We start from the raw sequence: 18,038 nt of genomic DNA, 5'->3' as shown, positions 1-18,038 counted from the left end.
TACAACCAAAACTAAAATATTGCGGGTACATCATTTGAAATGAATAATTTTGCGCTGTATGAACAACATTAGTGAAAAGCAAGTAGCAGAGAAATTACTGCAAATTCAAGCCGTGAAATTAAGCCCGGCGGCGCCATTTACGTGGGCCTCAGGTTGGAAATCGCCTGTTTATTGCGATAACCGTAAGATTTTGTCGTACCCATATGTACGCGACTTCATCAAATCTGAAATGTGCAACATCGTGTTTGAAACATGGCCAGATGCAGCTGTAATCGCGGGCGTAGCTACCGGTGGTATTCCATTGGGCGCTTTAGTGGCGGACCAATTGAAACTGCCTTTCATTTATGTGCGTTCTAAACCGAAAGAACACGGTATGGGCAACTTAATTGAAGGTGTGTTGCAAGAAGGCCAGGAAGTAGTAGTGGTAGAAGACTTGATTTCTACCGGTAAAAGTAGCTTAGAAGCGGTGGCGGGTATCCGTGCAGCCGGTGGTAACGTAATTGGTATGGTATCGGTGTTCAACTATGGTTTTGATGTAGCCGTAAAAGCTTTCGAAGCAGCCAACGTGCCATTCAAATCAATGAGCAACTACAATGCTATGATCGAATTAGCAGTGGATAAAGGTACCGTTAGTGCCGAGGAACAAGCTACATTAGAAGCTTGGCGCCAAGCACCATCTGAATGGGGTAGATAATAATTTTTTGTATATATTCGTTTTATCAAAAATCTGATCCATGCGAATTTTAAAATTGTTACTCGTGTTCTTGTTTGCCGGTACGTCAATGGCCATGGCACAACAAGCGAAAAAAGGCATCGTTACATCCAAAATTAACACGCCAACTATCCAATGTGAATCTTGCAAGAACCGCATTGAAAAGTATTTGACTAAAGAAGACGGTGTAAAATCTGTAAAAGTAGACGTGAAAAAGAAAATCACGACTGTTCAGTTTTACCCTGATCGTACAAATATTGAAAACGTGAAAACTGCTATTGCTAACGCAGGTTACGATGCAGATGATGTAACGGCCAACCCAGATTCTTACACCGCTTTACCTACATGTTGCAAGAAACCGGAAGACGGTGGTGGCATGGAGCAATCGAAACCGGCTAAGAAGAAAGGCTAATTGTACTACGAAGAAATTTTTTTGCCCGTCTCTACATGGTAGAGGCGGGTTTTTTTATGCCTTGGATAGGGGTAGGCGGCAAAAAGAAAGCCTTCCCCGTAGGAAAGGCTTCTTTATATACTAATTAAAATGGAGACGAGCTTAGAATAAGTTGAATTGTTGTTTGGATTCCACCTTGATAGGGAATGGGAAGAACACCCCGCTTTTCCCAACTTTACAGTTACCCATCGCTTTCAACGTTACTTCCTTGTTGGCAAGGATATTAGCTGCATTTTTCATAAGGTTACCCATGTTTACGTCGATTTTCACGGGGAAATAGAACGTGTCTTTCGCCGGGATAAGGATCAGCGTGTCTTGCATAGAATGGCCCACCTTGGAATCGTCGATATACACGTCGAACTGCGCATCTTTCAATTTGAGGGCGAAATTATTGGGGTTGAAGTACGCGATATTCATTTTCACGGTCGTTTTAGAGAACCCCATTTCACCAAGCGCTACGTCGGCAATTCGAACAAACTGTAAATCCTTGATATTGCCGCAGGCCGATATACCGCACCAAGCGACTGCTACCAGGAGCATTACTTTTAAATATTTCATGAAAATAGCAAAGAGTTATGATACCTCAAACCTACGCGAAAGGAAGAATATTGCAAAGGTTATAGGCGGAATTGGGAAAAAATTAACGGGGCTGAAGGGAAGCTACCCAACCATTCCAAGCACGTGGCCAAACTGGTCACTTTCCTATCTAAAAAAGTATGTTTATATATCCCAACCCTATCTAAAGCCTATCTTCACCCTATCTCAAGCCTATCTCAAGCCTATCCTAAGCCTATCTCCACCCTATCTTTTTCCAGTAAAAGCCTATCCTCCAGCCGATTCGACCCTTGTAATTGAATGTATACCAGTTAATTATGAAGGTTGTGATTTTTCGGTTATTGATAATGAATGAGTTACAGTGCATGTTTTTGAACTGCTTACACTTAGTTTTCATGAAAATGAATAGGCGTTTCGAGTTGATGATGAGATGAAAGGGGGACGATAGAAAATGTAAGTTGTATGGGAGGATTATAATTTGTCACGGGAAAGGGGGATGATGAAGAAGAAGTTGCAAGTTACCACCCCGTTCAAAGGATGAAAAATTGCTATGAGTTACAAATTGTAGATGCTAAAAATCGACCTATTTGACCTCTTAACTTTCCATCCCAACAAAATCAATTGTTGAAATTTCATCATGTCTTTTGTGCTAAAAAGTGCCAAAAGTTATTTTTATCAGCCTGTTATTTTATGAAAAAAGCTGTTTGTTTCGTACTTCAATTAGTGAAAAATGATCATGTGTTTACTTCAAAATAGAGATCATATATCCTGGTAATTTAGCAACACTTCGTAAAATTTTTCATGTTAACCCGGTTGAAGTTGCATTTCATTTGCTAAAAAATGATCATGTGTTTGTTATCTAATAGCGATTATGAAATTCGCCTGAGGGGTCATCACTTGTTAAATATCTTTCATGTTAACCGGTTTGTATCGTCACACCAGTTGACGAAAAACGAACATGTCTTTATGCAACTTTACCGAGAAAGGGTATTACCAAGCTTGCCCATAATCCTAAATATGTTAAATAGAAAACGTAGTGTTTGATCTTTTTCCTTTTGAAAGAAAGAGGGGTAGTAATTATTTAGCATATAATAAATGCGTGATATTTTGGCAAAATGTCATGTGTGCAAGTGGGATTTATTTTCCTTTCACATCATCATTTCTGTCAATATTTTCGAAAAATGTGATATCTTGCGACATCCTTTATACCTGGCAGTTTTCTCCACTTAAAGCAAAATTCCCTTAACCGGTATCCTCGCTTTCAAAAATCTCCAGGCTCGATTGGGTAGGTGAGCGCTTTGCAAAACTTGCTCAAAATGAACATTTTTAGTACTAATAACTTTAGTATTTTTGCATTTTCTTGGAATGCAAATCGAGAACTTACTTTGCTAATTACAATAGCATATTTTTCATAATTCTATGAAATGTGTTTCAATTAATTACCAGTTACGAAAGGTTATTTAATATTAAATATGAAATAAGCTTTTTGTATACATTTTCATCTTTTTAAACGGTAAAACAGTCGTTATGTCAGGCGGAGCTGATCAATCTACATTACTCATTGAAAGCCAGTACTTTCCGAATCTTAGCTATTATAAGGCTTTAATTGAGCACGATATATTAGAGATTGAGAAATATGAACACTACCAGAAGGTTAGTTTTAGGAACCGTTGCTATGTTGCTGGGCCTAACGGGATGGTACTATTAAGTGTTCCCCTCACGAAAGGTAAAAACCAGCGCACGGTAATGAAGGATGTTCGAATCAGTTACGAGGAACGTTGGCAATCGTTGCACTTCAAAACATTGGTATCGGCTTACCGTCGTTCTCCATGGTTTGAATATTATGAAGACGACCTCGCTGGCTTATTTGAACAGCGCCACGAATTTTTGATTGATTGGAATATGGCTTGTTTCGAATGGGTCAATAAGAAGTTGGGTGTAGCTACCCCGGTTACCTTTAGCGATACCTACCGGGCTACGGAAGAGCTGCCGGCTGGAACGGTAGACGCCCGTAATACTATTATGCCAGGCAACATGGCCGAGCTAGGTAGTTCATTACCAAGCTATACACAAGTTTTCGAGGAGAGAACGGGTTTCATGCCAAACCTGGGCATATTAGATTTATTGTTCTGTGAAGGTAAACACAGCTTGCAGCTACTGCAAGGTTAATTATTAAATATAAATCATTCTACATAATTCATTGATTTACAATTAAAAAAAGCATACTTTTGTAATTCGTAAAAAAGATGAAATTTTTTTGGGAAAGCCCAAAAACAAAATAGTATTTTTGCAACCTGTTTTGCTGGAGAAATTAACTTACGTAGGTGTGTAAACCAGAGGTCATCCAGCCGTAAATCAAGGACATTTATCCTGAAGTTTAAATTTTATTTATAACTCTAAAATTCATTCTCAGCATTAAATGAACAACACCTACACGGATCTCGTTAATCAAACGTTCGAGTTTCCCCAGGAAGACTTTCAAGTAAAAGATAATTACTTGCAATTCAATGGGTTGGACATTAAGTCGCTTATCGACAAATACGGTACTCCATTCAAGTTGACGTATTTGCCTAAAATTGGTAGCCAAATTAACCGGGCTAAAACCATGTTTAACGAAGCGATTAAGAAAAATAGGTACGACGGGCAGTATTATTACTGTTATTGCACGAAAAGTTCGCACTTCTCGTTTATTTTGGAGGAAACTTTAAAACACGGCGTACATATTGAAACATCATTCGCCTATGATATTGATATTATCAATAAATTATATGAGCGGAAGAAGATTACTAAGGATACCTTCGTAATTTGCAACGGTTACAAAACGAAAGCTTATACAAGAGCGATCGCCAAATTAATCAACAGCGGTTTCAGAAACGTAATCCCGGTGCTCGATAATAAAGAGGAACTGGAAGATTACACCAAAACAGTTAGAACAAAAGAGCCGGTGAAACTGGGACTCAGGATCGCCGCCGAAGAAGAGCCAACTTTCGACTTTTATACGTCTAGGTTAGGTATTCGTTCTAGGGATGTTTTAGAATTTTACATCGACAAATTAAAAGACAATAAGAAGTTCGAGTTGAAAATGCTCCACTTCTTTATGAATAAGGGTATTAAAGATGATATCTACTATTGGAGCCAATTCAATAAAGTATTAAGTCTTTACTGCCAATTGAAAAAAATCTGCCCCGAGTTGAATGCTATCAACGTAGGTGGTGGGTTCCCGATCAAACACTCGCTGGGTTTTGATTACGACTATAAATATATCGTCAACGAAATCGTAGCTAACATTAAGAGTGTTTGTAAAAAGAACAAAGTACCGGTTCCGGATATCTATACAGAGTTCGGTTCGTTCACAGTAGGCGAGAGCGGCGCGGTTATTTACAGCGTTGTAGGAGAGAAAATGCAGAACGATCGCGAGATTTGGTACATGATTGATAGTTCTTTCATTACAACATTGCCCGACACTTGGGGTATTGGTGAGAAGTTCTTGATGCTACCCATTAATAAATGGGATAACGAGTACCAGGAAGTCCATCTAGGTGGTTTAACCTGTGATGGGTACGACTTCTACACCTCGGAAGAGCACATTAATGCCGTGTTCTTACCGAAACAACACCAACCCGGTGAGCCGAAAGAAAGTGCAGTAGAGCCTTTGTACATTGGTTTCTTCCACACAGGTGCTTACCAGGATCAATTAAGTGGTTACGGTGGTATTAAGCACTGCTTGATTCCTTCCCCGAAACACGTAATTGTTGGGTACGACAAAAATGGTCAATTAAAAGATTGGTTATATGCGAAAGAGCAGAGCGCTCAGAGCATGTTAAAGATTTTGGGTTATTAAAATAATGGGTTAGTAATCCGCTTAAAAAACCCCTCGATTTTTCGAGGGGTTTTTCTATTTATATATGTCATAACCTTCTTAGCGAAATTGTGTGTACCAATTACTTAGCCGTTTCTACCTGTTCGGGTAGTACATATGGTACGGCATTACCGGCACGGTAGGTTTTGGTGTAAGATTTGGAAGTGCGGCAGGCCATAGTGCCTACCAAAATAGAAAGGATACATACCAGCATCACAAATTTTCCCTGCTTCATATACTGTTTTTACAACTACTGCATTCTAAAACCCTGCCAACTTATCGCTTATGTACCTCCTAAATTAAAAAGGCTCCCTTCCTGGAGAGCCCTCAACTTCATAGGTTAAAGCGAGATAAAATTCATAGATTAGGGATAAATATATTGTCGAGATAATTTATGGCAATAGGTTATGATTTTTTGCTCAATTCAAAGGTAGTACGGCTTATGTTCACGGAAAACCCCCAATAGTTGTAATTTTTGTATCCGTTAACAAGCTTTTAACTAATCGATCTATACACCGTATGCTATAATTTATTAAATTAACAACCCCTGTAATATGAAGAAATTGTTTTTTATTAGTTTTTTTCTTGTTGCGTTAGTCTCTGCAAAACCAATGCAGGCGCAAACTGCCGATCATGAGCAGGTGAAAGCCGTTATCCAGCAACTATTTGAAGGCATGAGGAAAGGAGATAGCACGCTGGTAAAGGCTTCCTTTGCAGATGATGCTATTTTGCAGACCATTGTACGGAAGAAAGATGGCACCGATGCCGTGCGAACAGAAGCTTTGGCCAATTTTTTGAAAGCAGTAGGTACGCCTCACACGGACGTGTGGGATGAACGTATCGTGTTTGACCAGGTTTTAATCGACGGCCCCCTAGCAAGTGCCTGGACACCCTATAAATTCTACATCGGCGATAAGTTTAGTCATTGCGGCGCGAACTCTTTCCAATTAGCGCGTACGCCTGCCGGGTGGAAAATTGTTTACTTAATTGATTCCCGTAGGAAAGAAGGTTGTGAAGCTATTGCTGTGAAGTAGTAGCGGCCGGGTTTGTATTAGCCGGTTCTTGATCGAGGTAGTTGATAGCTGTATCGCATTGGCGTTCGATCTCGGATAAGCATTCCATTAATTCGATGGAGCCATCGAGGTATTTAGATTTGCCACTGCGGCTTAAACCCTTTACAAGGATAAATTGTTTAATGAGGTTTTGGTTGATGCGGGCCGAGAACTGTTTCTGGTTCTCTTTCGACTCTTCCCTCGCTAAGAGAATGACGTTCCTGTAATGTAACCCCCAAACACGCAATAATAAAAAGATAAACATGATGGTCAACAACGGTGTAGCGATATACGTATTCATAATTGAATACCCCGGTTTCGTATATACTTCAATCCCCGTTATCTTAACATATGCTGCAATGCATAAGTAAATAAAGAGTATCCCAACCAGCATAATAGCAGTTCGGAGATTCACCGTTACATACCCCAGTAATATGCCTAAAAGCCACGACACCGAGAACATAGGGCCTAAATCCCATTCATTTAGGATGGAGCTTACAATAGCAAATAACATTGTAGTGTAAGCAGCTAGCATGCCTACGTGTTCAGTGGTTCTGCCATTCCTAATAAGTAATAAGCAAACCACGTACACTCCGCAGAACAGGCTGTTGCTTAACAGGCCTATATAATCTTGCTGTACTATTAGTAAGCAGATAATGGGAACACTGATCAGTAAAGCGAAAAAGAGATAATCGAAGAGAAGTTTGATTTTGGCTTGCTCGTAAGAGTTGGCTGCCAATGGCAAAATGCGACCTATCACTCGCTTTTCACTAGCGAAGTAAACTTGTTTTCCAAGTTTCGATAGGTTATGAGATAATCGCCCTGCCATAGATATAGGATCACAATCGCCAGATTGTAGCACCAAGGTAGGTCAATTATTCATCGCGCAAATGAAACGTTTGTGTCAAATTGTATGCGGTATTAATTATATAACACAATTGGTGTATATAGTATTAAAATGGCATAAAAAAGCCGTCCCTAAGAAGTAGAGACGGCACTAACCCTATTTACTATAATTCCCACTCAAATTCCTTAAGCAACCACAATTTCTTTCGCTGCGTCTTGCTGTTTTTCTTTTTTAGGCAAGGTGAGCTTTAATACGCCGTTTTCATATTTGGCGTTAATTTTTTCTGCATCAACATTTTCATCTAATGTGAAACTGCGTTTGAAACCTTGGAAATTATACTCGCGGCGAACTTGCTTCTCGTTTTCGTTCTTCACGGTTTCTTTCTTCTCTACGCTAACAACCAAGCTTTTGCCGTCGAGGTTAATTTTGAAATCTGCTTTTTCAAAACCAGGGGCTACTATATCTAAAACATAACCTTCTTTTGATTCTGTAATGTTCACTGGTGGCAAGGTGCTGAAGAAGTGCGGGGCAACTTCATCTTTAAACAACTTATTCCAACCATTGTGTCCAAAAACTTCATCTAATAAACCATTGAATGATTTTGCAGGGTGTTGATTAAATTTTACCGTTGTCATAGTATTTGTAATTTTTTAAGTTTTTTAAATTTTTATCGTTTGTACAGGAAGTAGATCAAATTAAATACCATTGGCATAAAACTGCTAAAGTGCTAGTTTTGGCTAAATTTAAATGTCAATATGTCTTATTGAATTGATTTTATATGTCAAACTGTCTGATTAAGGTTGTTTTTCGGGATCGATTATATGCGTAACTTTGCCAAAAAGCATAAAATATGTATCCCGCGGAATTAGTGATGCCCTTGAAGGCAGAATTAACAGATAATGGTTTTACCGAATTGTTGACGCCAGAAAGCGTTGAAGAAACATTGAAGAAAGAAGGCACTACGCTCGTTGTTATAAATTCTGTTTGCGGATGTTCTGCAAGCACTGCTCGTCCGGGTGTTTTAATGGCTGTAAGCGCTAGCGAAAAGAAACCTAGTCAACTTACTACCAGCTTCGCAGGTTTTGATACTGCCGCTGTTCAACAACTTCGCCAGCATTTATTACCTTATCCACCATCTTCTCCATCTATTGCATTGTTCAAAGATGGTCAATTGGTGCATTTCATCGAAAGACATATGATTGAAGGTCGCCCTGCTCAAATGATCGCGGCAGCTTTAGTTGATGTATTCGAAGAGTACTGTTAAGAAAATTATCCAAATAATAGCCATCAGTGAATGACATATGTACATTAACAATGTTATAATATTTATTGATGGCTATTGTTTTTCGAGATTAACCAACTTACTTTGGTGGTTTGATTTTCCTAATGATTCATTTCGGCTTTGTTCATAGGAGAATTCAGATCACCAATTTTTTTTGCCTATGTATCCTAATTTATATTACGCGTTCCAGGATTTATTTGGTGTAAACATTCCTTTTTTAAAGGTGTTTCAAACATTCGGATTTTTCGTAGCGGTGGCCTTTTTGGCGGCTGCGTACGTATTGACTAAAGAGTTGCAAAGGCGCGAGCGTTTAGGACTCATGAAGCCGGTACGTGAAACCGTTGTGGTAGGTAAGCAGATTACTACGATGGATATTGTGTTATCGGCAGTTATTTGGTTTGCGGTAGGGTACAAGGTATCGGGTATATTTGGCTTGGGCGAGGATGCCGATTACCGTGCTTATATTTTATCCTTGCAGGGGAATATTATTGGCGGTTTAATCATAGGCGGTATTGCCGGTTTTATGAGGTACCGTAAAGCCAAAAAAACGAATGGTAACGTTCAAAAAGTAAAAACAGAAAAAGATATTTGGCCTCACCAGCGTGTACCAGATTTTACGGTATTGGCTGCAGTTGCGGGTTTAGTAGGTGCTAAGATTTTCCATAACTTGGAAAACTTCGGCGAATTCTTACAAGATCCAGTAGGCTCATTATTCTCGAGCGGTGGGCTTACCTTCTATGGAGGCTTAATCCTCGCTTCTTATGTTATTTTACGTTATGCGAAGAAGAAAGAAATCAGCCTTCGTCATTTAATCGATAGCGCTGCTCCTGCATTGATGTTAGCTTATGCTATTGGTCGTATGGGCTGCCAGTTTTCAGGTGATGGCGATTGGGGGATTTACAACTCTGCATACGTAACAGATATTAATGGAAAAGCCGTGCAAGTAGCGCCGGCACAATTCCAGGAAACACTGCAAAAGAATACAACCTTTTTTATGCGCCAATATGGTAGCTTAGAAAACATTCCACATGCCGCGTTTCCAAAGCCAAATTCATTGAGCTTCTTGCCAGATTGGTTCTTCGCATACAGTTACCCGCATAACGTTATTCACGAAGGTGTAGCGTTACCGAACTGTTCAGGCGAATATTGTAATGCCTTGCCAGTACCGGTGTATCCAACGCCGTTGTACGAAATTATTACGTGCTTATTGCTGTTCGGGGTATTATGGGCTATCCGCAAGAAAATCAAGATACCTGGCGTTATATTTGGTATTTACTTGATCTTCGTAGGGCTAGAAAGGTTCTTCGTAGAATTGATCAGGGTAAATACAACTTACGACTTCCTTCCTCTTAAACCCACGCAAGCAGAAATTATATCTGTCGTTTTAATCTTGGGTGGTGCAATATGGATCGCGGTTTGTCGTAAGAAACACCAACAAAATATCGCTTCCTAATTAATATTTATGCAGCAACACGCAAGCCTGTTGCCTCTTATAGAAGAGCATGAGCGCTTATTAGAAGCTTGCCGTATTTGCAAAAAAGATGCAAGCAATGGCGCATTGTCGCCAAATGAAAAACTGGACTTCGTGGTGAAGGTTTTTAAAGAGATCATGGTTCCGCATTTGCAAAAAGAAGATTACTTATACGAGAATTGTGTAGGCTATCTTCCTAAAATCGACGACCTGCTCCAAGAAATGAGTGAAGAACATCACCTCATTTCAAGAATGTACAGCAGGTTAGTAGATAGCGAAGACCTCACCAGGGATCTTGATATACTCGCCAACAACTTGGAAGCACATATCTTAAAAGAAGACGAGATCGTGTTCCAACAATTGCAAGTCAACCTCCCGCACGTACTGGATCAAATAAAGTACTAAAAGAGTAAAGATTACGCTTTAAAATATCACGCATCATTTATATTTTCATTCTTGTAATTGAAACGTTATGAGAAAGGAAATATGGATGATGCTTTTTGTATGCATCCCAATACAGCTATTCGCCCAACAAAAAGCTACCCGAACGAAGCAACCGAATATCATTTACATTTACGCCGATGACATGGGTATCGGCGAATTGGGATGTTACGGTCAGCAGAAAATCAAAACCCCGCACCTCGACCAACTCGCAGCCGAAGGCATGCGATTCACCCAACACTATAGCGGCACCGCCGTTTGCGCACCTTCTAGGTGCATGCTTTTAACGGGCAAACATGCCGGGCATTCTTATATCCGGGGTAACTACGAGCTAGGTGGCTTCGCAGATTCCACCGAAGGAGGACAAATGCCATTACCGGAAGGTACCTTTACCATCGGCCACTTAATGCAAAAAGCCGGTTATTATACAGGCGCCATTGGTAAATGGGGCTTGGGTATGTCGTATAACACGGGCAACCCCAATAAGCAAGGTTTCAATTACTTTTACGGGTACCTCGATCAAAAGCAAGCACATAATTTCTATCCCACGCATTTATGGGAAAACGGTCGTTGGGATAGCTTACAGAATAACTACGTGTTTGTACACACCCCGCTACAACCCAACGAGCAAGGCCCCGAAGCCTATAGCAAGTTCACAGGCAAAGAATATTCCATCGATAAAATGGTGGAGAAAACAAAAGCATTCATCCAACAACATCAACACGAACCATTCTTCTTATACTTACCCTATACCGGCCCGCACGTTTCACTGCAAGCCCCGCCGGAAGCTGTAAAAGCATACTTAGGTCAATTCGATGAAAAGCCATACCGGGGAGAAAAAGGATATGCATCTACCATGTACCCATTGTCCACCTACGCGGCCATGATTACCTATTTCGATGCGCAAGTAGGGGTAATTATGCAATTATTGAAAGACTTGAAACTGGATGATCATACCATTGTGCTATTCTCGAGTGATAATGGCGCTACTTTCAATACGGGCGGTGCAAATACCGATTTCTTTAATAGTACAGCAGGTTTAAGAGGAAGAAAGATGGATTTGTATGAAGGCGGTATCCGGGCACCGTTTATAGCACGGTGGCCAGGCAAAATCCCAGCCGGTAAAGTATCTAATCAAATCTCTACACAATACGATATGCTAGCCACCTTCGCCGCCATTACAAAACAAAAGCTAGCAAACACCGATGGGATCAATATCTTACCAACACTACTCGGGCAAACCCAACAACAGCAACATCCCTACCTATATTTCGAATACCCCGAAAAAGGTGGACAAATCGCTGTTCGAATAGGTCGTTATAAAGGTGTGCGTAGCGGCTTAAAGAAGGATAAGAATGCGGCTTGGGAAATCTATGATTTACAAAATGACCCTTACGAAAAACATGATATTGCCGTTAATCACCAAGACTTGGTACCTCAACTGAACGCCATCGTGGAGAAAGCGCATATGCCACCGCACTTGGTGGAATGGGAATTCCTTCACCCTAAGAACTTATAATCAAGAGGCATCCGCAAGGGTGCCTTCATTTTTTATAATCACTTCCCGGTGTTGACGGCCCCAATTGATCATTTCTAGGATAATCTTGCCAAAAGTGCGGCAATAAGGGGTAGGCTCATAAGTAACCAAAACCGGCGTTTCGTCGAATACTTGCCGGGTAACCAGTTTATTCAGTTCCATTTCCTTCAATTCTTTCGATAACATCCGGGTGGTAATACCGGGGATGCTACGCTCAATTTCCCGGAAACGCCTATTGCCATTGCAAAGCGAGTTAATAATAGGCACGCGCCATTTGCCGCCAATAAAGTACAGCGTGTCTTGCAAGGCCATTAATTCTTCGGTTTGATTTCTTTCCATATGCACTCGTTGATTGGTATACTCCGTGATACTGGTTACAAATGTATACCAATTCGCCTATAACTTTGATAAAAATTTAGAACAGATGAAAAAGTTAGCAAACAAAACGGCGCTTGTCACCGGCGGAAACAGCGGAATTGGTTATGCAGCCGCGGAAGAATTGGTGGCACAAGGTGCAAAGGTGATCATTACAGGAAGAAGAAAAGAAGCGATCGAGAAAGCTGCTACTGAGCTGGGAGCATCTTATTTTGTAGCCGACCAAGCAAATTTAAGTGATACAAATTCCTTGGTTAAAGCTGTAAAGGAACAATTCGGCAGCTTGGATATTCTATTTATCAACGCAGGTATTACAGGACAACAAATGTTGATTGCCGATGCCACGGAAGAGAATTTCGACCAGGTAATGGATATCAACTTCAAAGGTGCCTATTTTACATTAAGCAAGTTCATTCCCTTGTTGGCAGATGGTGCTTCGGTGGTGATTTTATCGTCGATCGTAGCTTCTACCTATAAACCCCAAAGCTCCATGTACCAAGCAAGTAAAGCTGCCCTGAACTCTATTGCAAAAACCGCCGCAGCGGAGTTAGCTCCCCGTAAAATAAGGGTGAATATTGTAAGCCCCGGCCCAACCAGGACAGAAGTCATGGCAAAAAACGGTGCAGATGCACAAGCAGTATCCGCCATATACGATCACCTAGAAACCTTGATCCCGTTGCGCAAAATTGGCACCGCCAACGATGTAGCTAAAATGGTTACTTACTTAAGCGACGATGCCGCGAGCTTTATCACAGGTGCCGAGATTGTGATCGATGGTGGTATGACTTTATAACCCCACGATCGAATTATTTTCTCCCGGTGAAGCAATTTTTGGAGTGAGGGGTAGCAGATGATGGATATTTGTACGTAATACCCTAATATTGAGCAAAACAGGAACAATATGGGAACTTGGAGCACGGAGATTCACGGCAACGATACATTTCAAGACATTTATCAATCATTCCACGATTACGTAAATGAAGGCAAGCAGCCGGTCGACATTACAAAAATGTTGTTCATAGAATACGCCGATGTATTTGAAGATATGGACGATCGAAACAACGCGCTTTTCGGTTTAGCCTTGGCACAGTGGGAAACAGGATCATTACAGGATACTGTATTACATGATGTAAAAGAGATTATTGAAAGTGGGAATGATTTGGTGGTATGGATGAATTTGGGTGCCGATGAGGCCATGATAGCAGAAAGAAGAGTAGTGCTGAAAGCATTCTTGGATAAAATTTCAAGTGAAAAATAGCGAATGGTAATGTATAGCAAAAGGCCTCTATTTATTAGAGGCCTTTTTATTTGATGTATCAATTATTGTTTTGATTTTTCGAGTTGCTGCAGCACTTGGTTTAATTTATTTTCAAGGTCTTTCAGCTTGTTGGATTGTATTTGTAATGCTTCATCCTTCTTCGCTTGCGCCGCTTCTAGGGCAGCTACTTTTTTCTCCAATTGTAAAGTATATAAGGTGAGTTGCTCAGTTTTTTCTAAGTGTGCTTTATTGAATTCGCCAACATCCAAGCCATTTTCTAGTACTTCTTTTTCACTCGGGATGCCAGGTAAATGTTTATGTTCTTTGATGAAATCGGCGAGTGATTGAAGAGAAGGCAGGTTGTAGTTGTCGGCAAATACGTAGTCGGCCCAGCCTGTTGTGGTAACAACCACGCGGGTTGTTCCGATGGTACCATTCACAGCAAGGCGGTAATTCTTAGTATTGGTACTTGTACCAATCATTAAGTTTCCTAGCTCGTCGTACGTCATGTTATTTTGAACACCACTGTTAACAGCTTTTGTCATAAACACCAATTTACCTCCAGATAAAGTAGGTGAATTGGCACTAGTAGCTACTGTCGACCACAAGCCTGCAATTTGTTTATGCGCATCTTGTTGGTTCAATGTATTGGTGAAGTAAATGGCGCCCACCTTACCGGTATTGTTACCAATAACCCGGCCCATGTTTATCACAGGGAAATTGGTAGAATCCTGGAAATCGAGCACCTTATTGGTTGCTGTATATGTTGCATAGGCCGAATTGGAATGCGCATGTGCACCGGGCGTTACGGTACCTACACCAATGCTCCCTGCAGGATGTATGAACATCCTAGGCGACCAATCTGTAGCGCTAGTAGATGGAACTTGGTAATTCAGTTTTGTACCGAAAAGCAGGCCTGGGGTATGGTAACCTGGCGGAATAGCAAAGGCAATACCCGCCGTTTTATCGGTAAACTCTTGGTTAAAAATCAACCCGCCTTTAATTGTAAGCGAACTGGGGTTGTTTGTATAAGTGTTTGAACGGATTAAAACCCAAGGTTGAGTAACAGCTTCAATATGTAATAGTTGCAATGGGGAAGTGGTGCCTATCCCCACGTTGCCGGTTGTTTCGATTTTATTCGTTTGCGCCTTGGCCGCAAAATGAGTCAACATTAGGAATGCACTTCCTAATAATACTTTCTTCATAAGTATACTTTATAGGTTTAAATGGTAATAATAGGAGCACAATATATACATTCTTCCCCGATTCTAATATGACTTCCTACATGATTGGAATTATTTTATTCCCATAAAACCCAATACAGAAAAGAGTTTCAAGTAAACTTTAAAGATTTTCTAAGTTTTTCCTGTAACTAATTACAAAACCGGACGTCTTTATTCTGACCATGCAAATTTGCCAATTGTCATTATAAGTTTACCATTTGTGTAAACTATGGTACTATGCAAAACATAATACTATAGGTTTGCAACAGATTATCCAACAAAACAAGATTAAATCCGTCCCCTCATTGTATGAAAACGTGTATTCAAGCATTGGTTATCATTTGCTTATGTATTTTTACCACTGTAGCTGCGCATGCTCAGCAAGGTAAAACCAAGATCACCGGAACCATCGTCAACAACGAAAAAAAGCCAGTCGAGTTTGCAACAGTTACTTTACACACCGTAAAAGATTCTGCACTCGTTAAAGGTGCTGTCGCTGATATAAACGGTTATTACGAATTCGATAACATCCCACCAGGTAAATATTTCCTAGCCGGTACGAATATGGGCATGACGAAAAATTATTCCCCGGCATTCGATTTAAAAGGCGAATCCAAATTCGCTGCGCCTCAAATCATACTGCAACCTTCAACAAAAAGCTTAAAAGAAGTAAACGTAGTCGCTCAAAAACCTTTCATCGAACAACGCGCCGATAAAACGGTCGTAAACGTTGAAAACAGTATCGTCGGCGCTGGCAGCACTGCTATGGAAGTATTGCAAAAATCACCTGGTGTTACAGTCGATAAAGATGACAACGTTTCCCTAAAAGGTAAAGCCGGCGTGTTAATTATGATCGATGGAAAGATCACGAATATGACACAAGCCGATTTAGCACAGTGGCTTAAAAGCATGCCTAGCTCCAATGTTGAGCAAATCGAATTAATTAGTAATCCCTCTTCTAAATACGATGCAGCAGGTACTGCAGGCATCATCAACATCAAACTAAAGAAAAATAAAAACTATGGTACCAACGGTAGTATTAGTCTTAATGGTGGTGCTGGTGATTATGGCCGCATAAATTCCAGCTTGTCATTAAACCATCGCAACGCGAAATTCAATGTATTCGGTAACCTCAACTACGGTCAAAATGGTAACTACGAAAACCTACTCGTCGATCGTACAACCACGGTAGAAAAAGATCTCCAATTCATGAACCAACAAACCTTCCTCAGCAAACATTACGAATATTATGGTGCTAAAGTAGGGGCCGATTATTTTATTGATGATAACCACATTATTGGTGTTATTGCAAATGGAAACCTGGCTAATTGGGCCGGTAAAGGTAAAGGTACAACGGGTATTGGTGCGAATAATAGGATAGATTCCACGCTGCGAACTATCACCGACAACTCGGCTAATTGGGATCGCTATGCCTTCAACGTTAACTATAAAGGTAAACTCGATACCACCGGCCGCGAAATCAATGTCGATTTAGATTATGCACGCAATATGAATAAAGGCACGTCTTTCATTTTCTCAAAATTTGAAAGAAACAATGTATTGTCGCCCGAAGATGTTGTACGTAACATGACGCCTTCTAACATCGATATTAAAACCGCTAAAATCGATTATATCCATCCTTTGCGTAACAATGCAAAGTTTGAACTTGGTTTCAAAACCAGTTTCGTAAAAAGCGACAATAACCTGCGTTTCGATTCATTACGCAAAAATGTGTACATGCTCGATACCACGCGCAGCAACACTTTCTTATACGAAGAGAATATCAATGCCGCTTACTTAAACTATAGTAAGCAATTCAAGAAGTTCGGCATCCAGTTAGGCTTACGTGCAGAACAAACAAACATCACCGGTACTTCACGCGGAACAGGCAAAGTAAACACACCGGTAGTAAACGATTCTTCTTACGTCAACTTATTCCCAAGCGTTTTTGTAAGCTATAATGCTAGTGCTAACCACACATGGGGCGTGTCTTACAGCAGGAGGTTACAACGACCAAGTTACGACGACTTAAACCCTTTCGAAACGTACCTCGATCAATACACCAAAGTTGCGGGCAACCCGGGATTACGACCACAATACTCGAACAACTTCGAATTGTCCTATACATTCAAAAGCATGTTATCAGCAAGCTTGGGTTACAGTCATACCAAAGATGTGATCATGCGTATTATCGAAGCCGATGTTGACCAATCATCTGGTGATACCCTGATCTTAAAATACCGTTACCAAAACGTGGCAGAACGTGATAATATCAGTTTGAATTTATCTGCACCAGTGCCTATTACAAAATGGTGGAACTCGTTTACAACGGTATCTATTTACTACAATGGGTTCAATACTATGGTGAGCAACAACCTTGTAAAATTAAGCTCAACAGCGGTTTACGCGCAGATGCAACATACTTTCACCTTGCCTAAGAATTACTCCATTGAAGTAACTGGTCAGTACGTTTCACCACAAGTGGCTGATGAAGGATTGTTTAGAATGAAAGCCATGGGTGGGGTAGATATCGGTGCACGTAAAACATTGTGGGATAAGAAAGCCACGTTCTCACTTACTGTTTCGGATATTTTCCGCACAAACCACTTCACGGGTGTATTCGATAATGCTAACCGCTCTGTACGCTTAGCCAACAAATGGGAGAGCCGTACCATCCGCGCCGCCTTCGTATACCGCTTTGGTAACAACAACGTGAAAGAAGCTCGAAATAGAAGCACCGGTGTAGAATCTGAATTGAACCGCGCCAAATAACATAATAACATACATATATAAGTCGGCATCCTACTGCCAAGTATTTTTTACCGCCATGAAAAATATTAGGTATTATACGGATGACGACAACACAAGCGCGGCTGTAATGGCCGCGTTTTGTGTTTTACAACAAGTTTGCCTAATAAACGCTGCCGGGATGGTGGCGTTTTGTGTTTAAATAGGTTTCAATAGAAGAAGTGTAC

General features: G+C 40.6%; 19 protein-coding genes. 13 read left to right on the top strand and 6 right to left on the bottom strand.

Going from position 1 to position 18,038, the window contains the following annotated elements; translation table 11 throughout:
• Positions 1-58: 58 nt before the first annotated feature.
• On the top strand, positions 59-694 hold the full coding sequence (gene pyrE / locus LX64_RS15975; protein ID WP_111598690.1) for an orotate phosphoribosyltransferase: 636 nt from the start codon (positions 59-61) through the stop codon (positions 692-694).
• A 40-nt stretch (positions 695-734) separates the two neighbouring features.
• Positions 735-1,124 (top strand): heavy-metal-associated domain-containing protein, encoded by a 390-nt coding sequence (locus LX64_RS15970; RefSeq protein ID WP_111598689.1) that lies wholly within the window; start codon positions 735-737, stop codon positions 1,122-1,124.
• 141 nt (positions 1,125-1,265) lie between these two features.
• Here LX64_RS15970 and LX64_RS15965 read toward each other — a convergent pair whose 3' ends face one another.
• Positions 1,266-1,721, bottom strand: a complete 456-nt coding sequence (locus LX64_RS15965) for an LEA type 2 family protein (protein ID WP_111598688.1) — start codon at positions 1,719-1,721, stop codon at positions 1,266-1,268.
• Here LX64_RS15965 and LX64_RS15960 point away from each other — a divergent pair.
• The 3 genes from LX64_RS15960 (at position 1,720) to LX64_RS15950 (ending at position 5,559) form a co-directional block, all read left to right on the top strand.
• A complete protein-coding gene (locus LX64_RS15960; protein WP_111598687.1) occupies positions 1,720-2,073 on the top strand; it encodes a hypothetical protein in 354 nt (117 codons plus the stop codon). The genes LX64_RS15965 and LX64_RS15960 overlap by 2 nt on opposite strands.
• 1,172 nt (positions 2,074-3,245) lie before the next feature.
• A complete protein-coding gene (locus LX64_RS15955; protein ID WP_111598686.1) occupies positions 3,246-3,887 on the top strand; it encodes a WbqC family protein in 642 nt (213 codons plus the stop codon).
• 250 nt (positions 3,888-4,137) lie between these two features.
• The gene (locus LX64_RS15950; protein ID WP_111598685.1) at positions 4,138-5,559 is read left to right on the top strand and encodes a type III PLP-dependent enzyme domain-containing protein; all 1,422 of its coding nucleotides are present in this window, start codon (positions 4,138-4,140) and stop codon (positions 5,557-5,559) included.
• A gap of 100 nt (positions 5,560-5,659) precedes the next feature.
• Here LX64_RS15950 and LX64_RS26065 read toward each other — a convergent pair whose 3' ends face one another.
• Complete coding sequence (locus LX64_RS26065; RefSeq protein WP_158538641.1) at positions 5,660-5,812, bottom strand: hypothetical protein; 153 nt, start codon at positions 5,810-5,812, stop codon at positions 5,660-5,662.
• A 319-nt stretch (positions 5,813-6,131) separates the two neighbouring features.
• Here LX64_RS26065 and LX64_RS15945 point away from each other — a divergent pair, with 319 nt between their 5' ends.
• A complete protein-coding gene (locus LX64_RS15945) occupies positions 6,132-6,611 on the top strand; it encodes a nuclear transport factor 2 family protein (RefSeq protein WP_111598684.1) in 480 nt (159 codons plus the stop codon).
• On the opposite strand, the gene LX64_RS15940 is transcribed toward LX64_RS15945, so the two are convergent.
• Both LX64_RS15940 and LX64_RS15935 read right to left on the bottom strand, forming a co-directional pair.
• Entirely contained in the window at positions 6,595-7,494 is a 900-nt protein-coding gene (locus LX64_RS15940; RefSeq protein WP_148707345.1) for a hypothetical protein, read from the bottom strand. The two genes, LX64_RS15945 and LX64_RS15940, sit on opposite strands and share 17 nt — an antisense overlap.
• 167 nt (positions 7,495-7,661) lie before the next feature.
• Positions 7,662-8,111, bottom strand: coding sequence for an Hsp20/alpha crystallin family protein (locus tag LX64_RS15935; protein ID WP_111598682.1), 450 nt, complete (start codon positions 8,109-8,111; stop codon positions 7,662-7,664).
• A 215-nt stretch (positions 8,112-8,326) separates the two neighbouring features.
• Between LX64_RS15935 and LX64_RS15930 the strand changes: the two genes are divergently transcribed.
• From LX64_RS15930 to LX64_RS15915, 4 genes are all read left to right on the top strand, one after another.
• Entirely contained in the window at positions 8,327-8,740 is a 414-nt protein-coding gene (locus LX64_RS15930; protein WP_111598681.1) for a BrxA/BrxB family bacilliredoxin, read from the top strand.
• A gap of 178 nt (positions 8,741-8,918) precedes the next feature.
• Positions 8,919-10,211: a prolipoprotein diacylglyceryl transferase gene (locus LX64_RS15925; RefSeq protein WP_111598680.1), complete on the top strand. Its 1,293-nt coding sequence runs from the start codon at positions 8,919-8,921 to the stop codon at positions 10,209-10,211.
• A gap of 9 nt (positions 10,212-10,220) precedes the next feature.
• On the top strand, positions 10,221-10,634 hold the full coding sequence (locus tag LX64_RS15920) for a hemerythrin domain-containing protein (protein ID WP_111598679.1): 414 nt from the start codon (positions 10,221-10,223) through the stop codon (positions 10,632-10,634).
• A gap of 67 nt (positions 10,635-10,701) precedes the next feature.
• Entirely contained in the window at positions 10,702-12,189 is a 1,488-nt protein-coding gene (locus LX64_RS15915) for an arylsulfatase (protein WP_111598678.1), read from the top strand.
• Here the strand turns inward: LX64_RS15915 and LX64_RS15910 are convergent, their stop codons facing one another.
• The gene (locus LX64_RS15910; RefSeq protein WP_111599089.1) at positions 12,190-12,546 is read right to left on the bottom strand and encodes a winged helix-turn-helix transcriptional regulator; all 357 of its coding nucleotides are present in this window, start codon (positions 12,544-12,546) and stop codon (positions 12,190-12,192) included.
• An 85-nt stretch (positions 12,547-12,631) separates the two neighbouring features.
• Here LX64_RS15910 and LX64_RS15905 point away from each other — a divergent pair, with 85 nt between their 5' ends.
• Both LX64_RS15905 and LX64_RS15900 read left to right on the top strand, forming a co-directional pair.
• The gene (locus LX64_RS15905; protein WP_111599088.1) at positions 12,632-13,375 is read left to right on the top strand and encodes a glucose 1-dehydrogenase; all 744 of its coding nucleotides are present in this window, start codon (positions 12,632-12,634) and stop codon (positions 13,373-13,375) included.
• 108 nt (positions 13,376-13,483) lie between these two features.
• Positions 13,484-13,840, top strand: coding sequence for a hypothetical protein (locus LX64_RS15900; protein WP_111598677.1), 357 nt, complete (start codon positions 13,484-13,486; stop codon positions 13,838-13,840).
• A 62-nt stretch (positions 13,841-13,902) separates the two neighbouring features.
• On the opposite strand, the gene LX64_RS15895 is transcribed toward LX64_RS15900, so the two are convergent.
• The gene (locus LX64_RS15895; RefSeq protein WP_111598676.1) at positions 13,903-15,045 is read right to left on the bottom strand and encodes a hypothetical protein; all 1,143 of its coding nucleotides are present in this window, start codon (positions 15,043-15,045) and stop codon (positions 13,903-13,905) included.
• A gap of 327 nt (positions 15,046-15,372) precedes the next feature.
• Here LX64_RS15895 and LX64_RS15890 point away from each other — a divergent pair, with 327 nt between their 5' ends.
• The gene (locus tag LX64_RS15890; RefSeq protein ID WP_111598675.1) at positions 15,373-17,835 is read left to right on the top strand and encodes an outer membrane beta-barrel family protein; all 2,463 of its coding nucleotides are present in this window, start codon (positions 15,373-15,375) and stop codon (positions 17,833-17,835) included.
• Positions 17,836-18,038 lie beyond the last annotated feature (203 nt).

Origin of the sequence: Chitinophaga skermanii (genome assembly GCF_003259335.1) — a bacterium.
GTDB lineage: Bacteria > Bacteroidota > Bacteroidia > Chitinophagales > Chitinophagaceae > Chitinophaga > Chitinophaga skermanii.
This window is presented reverse-complemented; position numbering and strand designations above follow the sequence as displayed.

Coding starts and splice junctions, on each gene's coding strand:
- pyrE (WP_111598690.1), top strand. CDS start 59: ATGAACAACATTAGTGAAAAGCAAGTAGCAGAGAAATTACTGCAAATT.
- LX64_RS15970 (WP_111598689.1), top strand. CDS start 735: ATGCGAATTTTAAAATTGTTACTCGTGTTCTTGTTTGCCGGTACGTCA.
- LX64_RS15960 (WP_111598687.1), top strand. CDS start 1,720: ATGAAAATAGCAAAGAGTTATGATACCTCAAACCTACGCGAAAGGAAG.
- LX64_RS15965 (WP_111598688.1), bottom strand. CDS start 1,721: ATGAAATATTTAAAAGTAATGCTCCTGGTAGCAGTCGCTTGGTGCGGT.
- LX64_RS15955 (WP_111598686.1), top strand. CDS start 3,246: ATGTCAGGCGGAGCTGATCAATCTACATTACTCATTGAAAGCCAGTAC.
- LX64_RS15950 (WP_111598685.1), top strand. CDS start 4,138: ATGAACAACACCTACACGGATCTCGTTAATCAAACGTTCGAGTTTCCC.
- LX64_RS26065 (WP_158538641.1), bottom strand. CDS start 5,812: ATGAAGCAGGGAAAATTTGTGATGCTGGTATGTATCCTTTCTATTTTG.
- LX64_RS15945 (WP_111598684.1), top strand. CDS start 6,132: ATGAAGAAATTGTTTTTTATTAGTTTTTTTCTTGTTGCGTTAGTCTCT.
- LX64_RS15935 (WP_111598682.1), bottom strand. CDS start 8,111: ATGACAACGGTAAAATTTAATCAACACCCTGCAAAATCATTCAATGGT.
- LX64_RS15930 (WP_111598681.1), top strand. CDS start 8,327: ATGTATCCCGCGGAATTAGTGATGCCCTTGAAGGCAGAATTAACAGAT.
- LX64_RS15925 (WP_111598680.1), top strand. CDS start 8,919: ATGTATCCTAATTTATATTACGCGTTCCAGGATTTATTTGGTGTAAAC.
- LX64_RS15920 (WP_111598679.1), top strand. CDS start 10,221: ATGCAGCAACACGCAAGCCTGTTGCCTCTTATAGAAGAGCATGAGCGC.
- LX64_RS15915 (WP_111598678.1), top strand. CDS start 10,702: ATGAGAAAGGAAATATGGATGATGCTTTTTGTATGCATCCCAATACAG.
- LX64_RS15910 (WP_111599089.1), bottom strand. CDS start 12,546: ATGGAAAGAAATCAAACCGAAGAATTAATGGCCTTGCAAGACACGCTG.
- LX64_RS15905 (WP_111599088.1), top strand. CDS start 12,632: ATGAAAAAGTTAGCAAACAAAACGGCGCTTGTCACCGGCGGAAACAGC.
- LX64_RS15900 (WP_111598677.1), top strand. CDS start 13,484: ATGGGAACTTGGAGCACGGAGATTCACGGCAACGATACATTTCAAGAC.
- LX64_RS15895 (WP_111598676.1), bottom strand. CDS start 15,045: ATGAAGAAAGTATTATTAGGAAGTGCATTCCTAATGTTGACTCATTTT.
- LX64_RS15890 (WP_111598675.1), top strand. CDS start 15,373: ATGAAAACGTGTATTCAAGCATTGGTTATCATTTGCTTATGTATTTTT.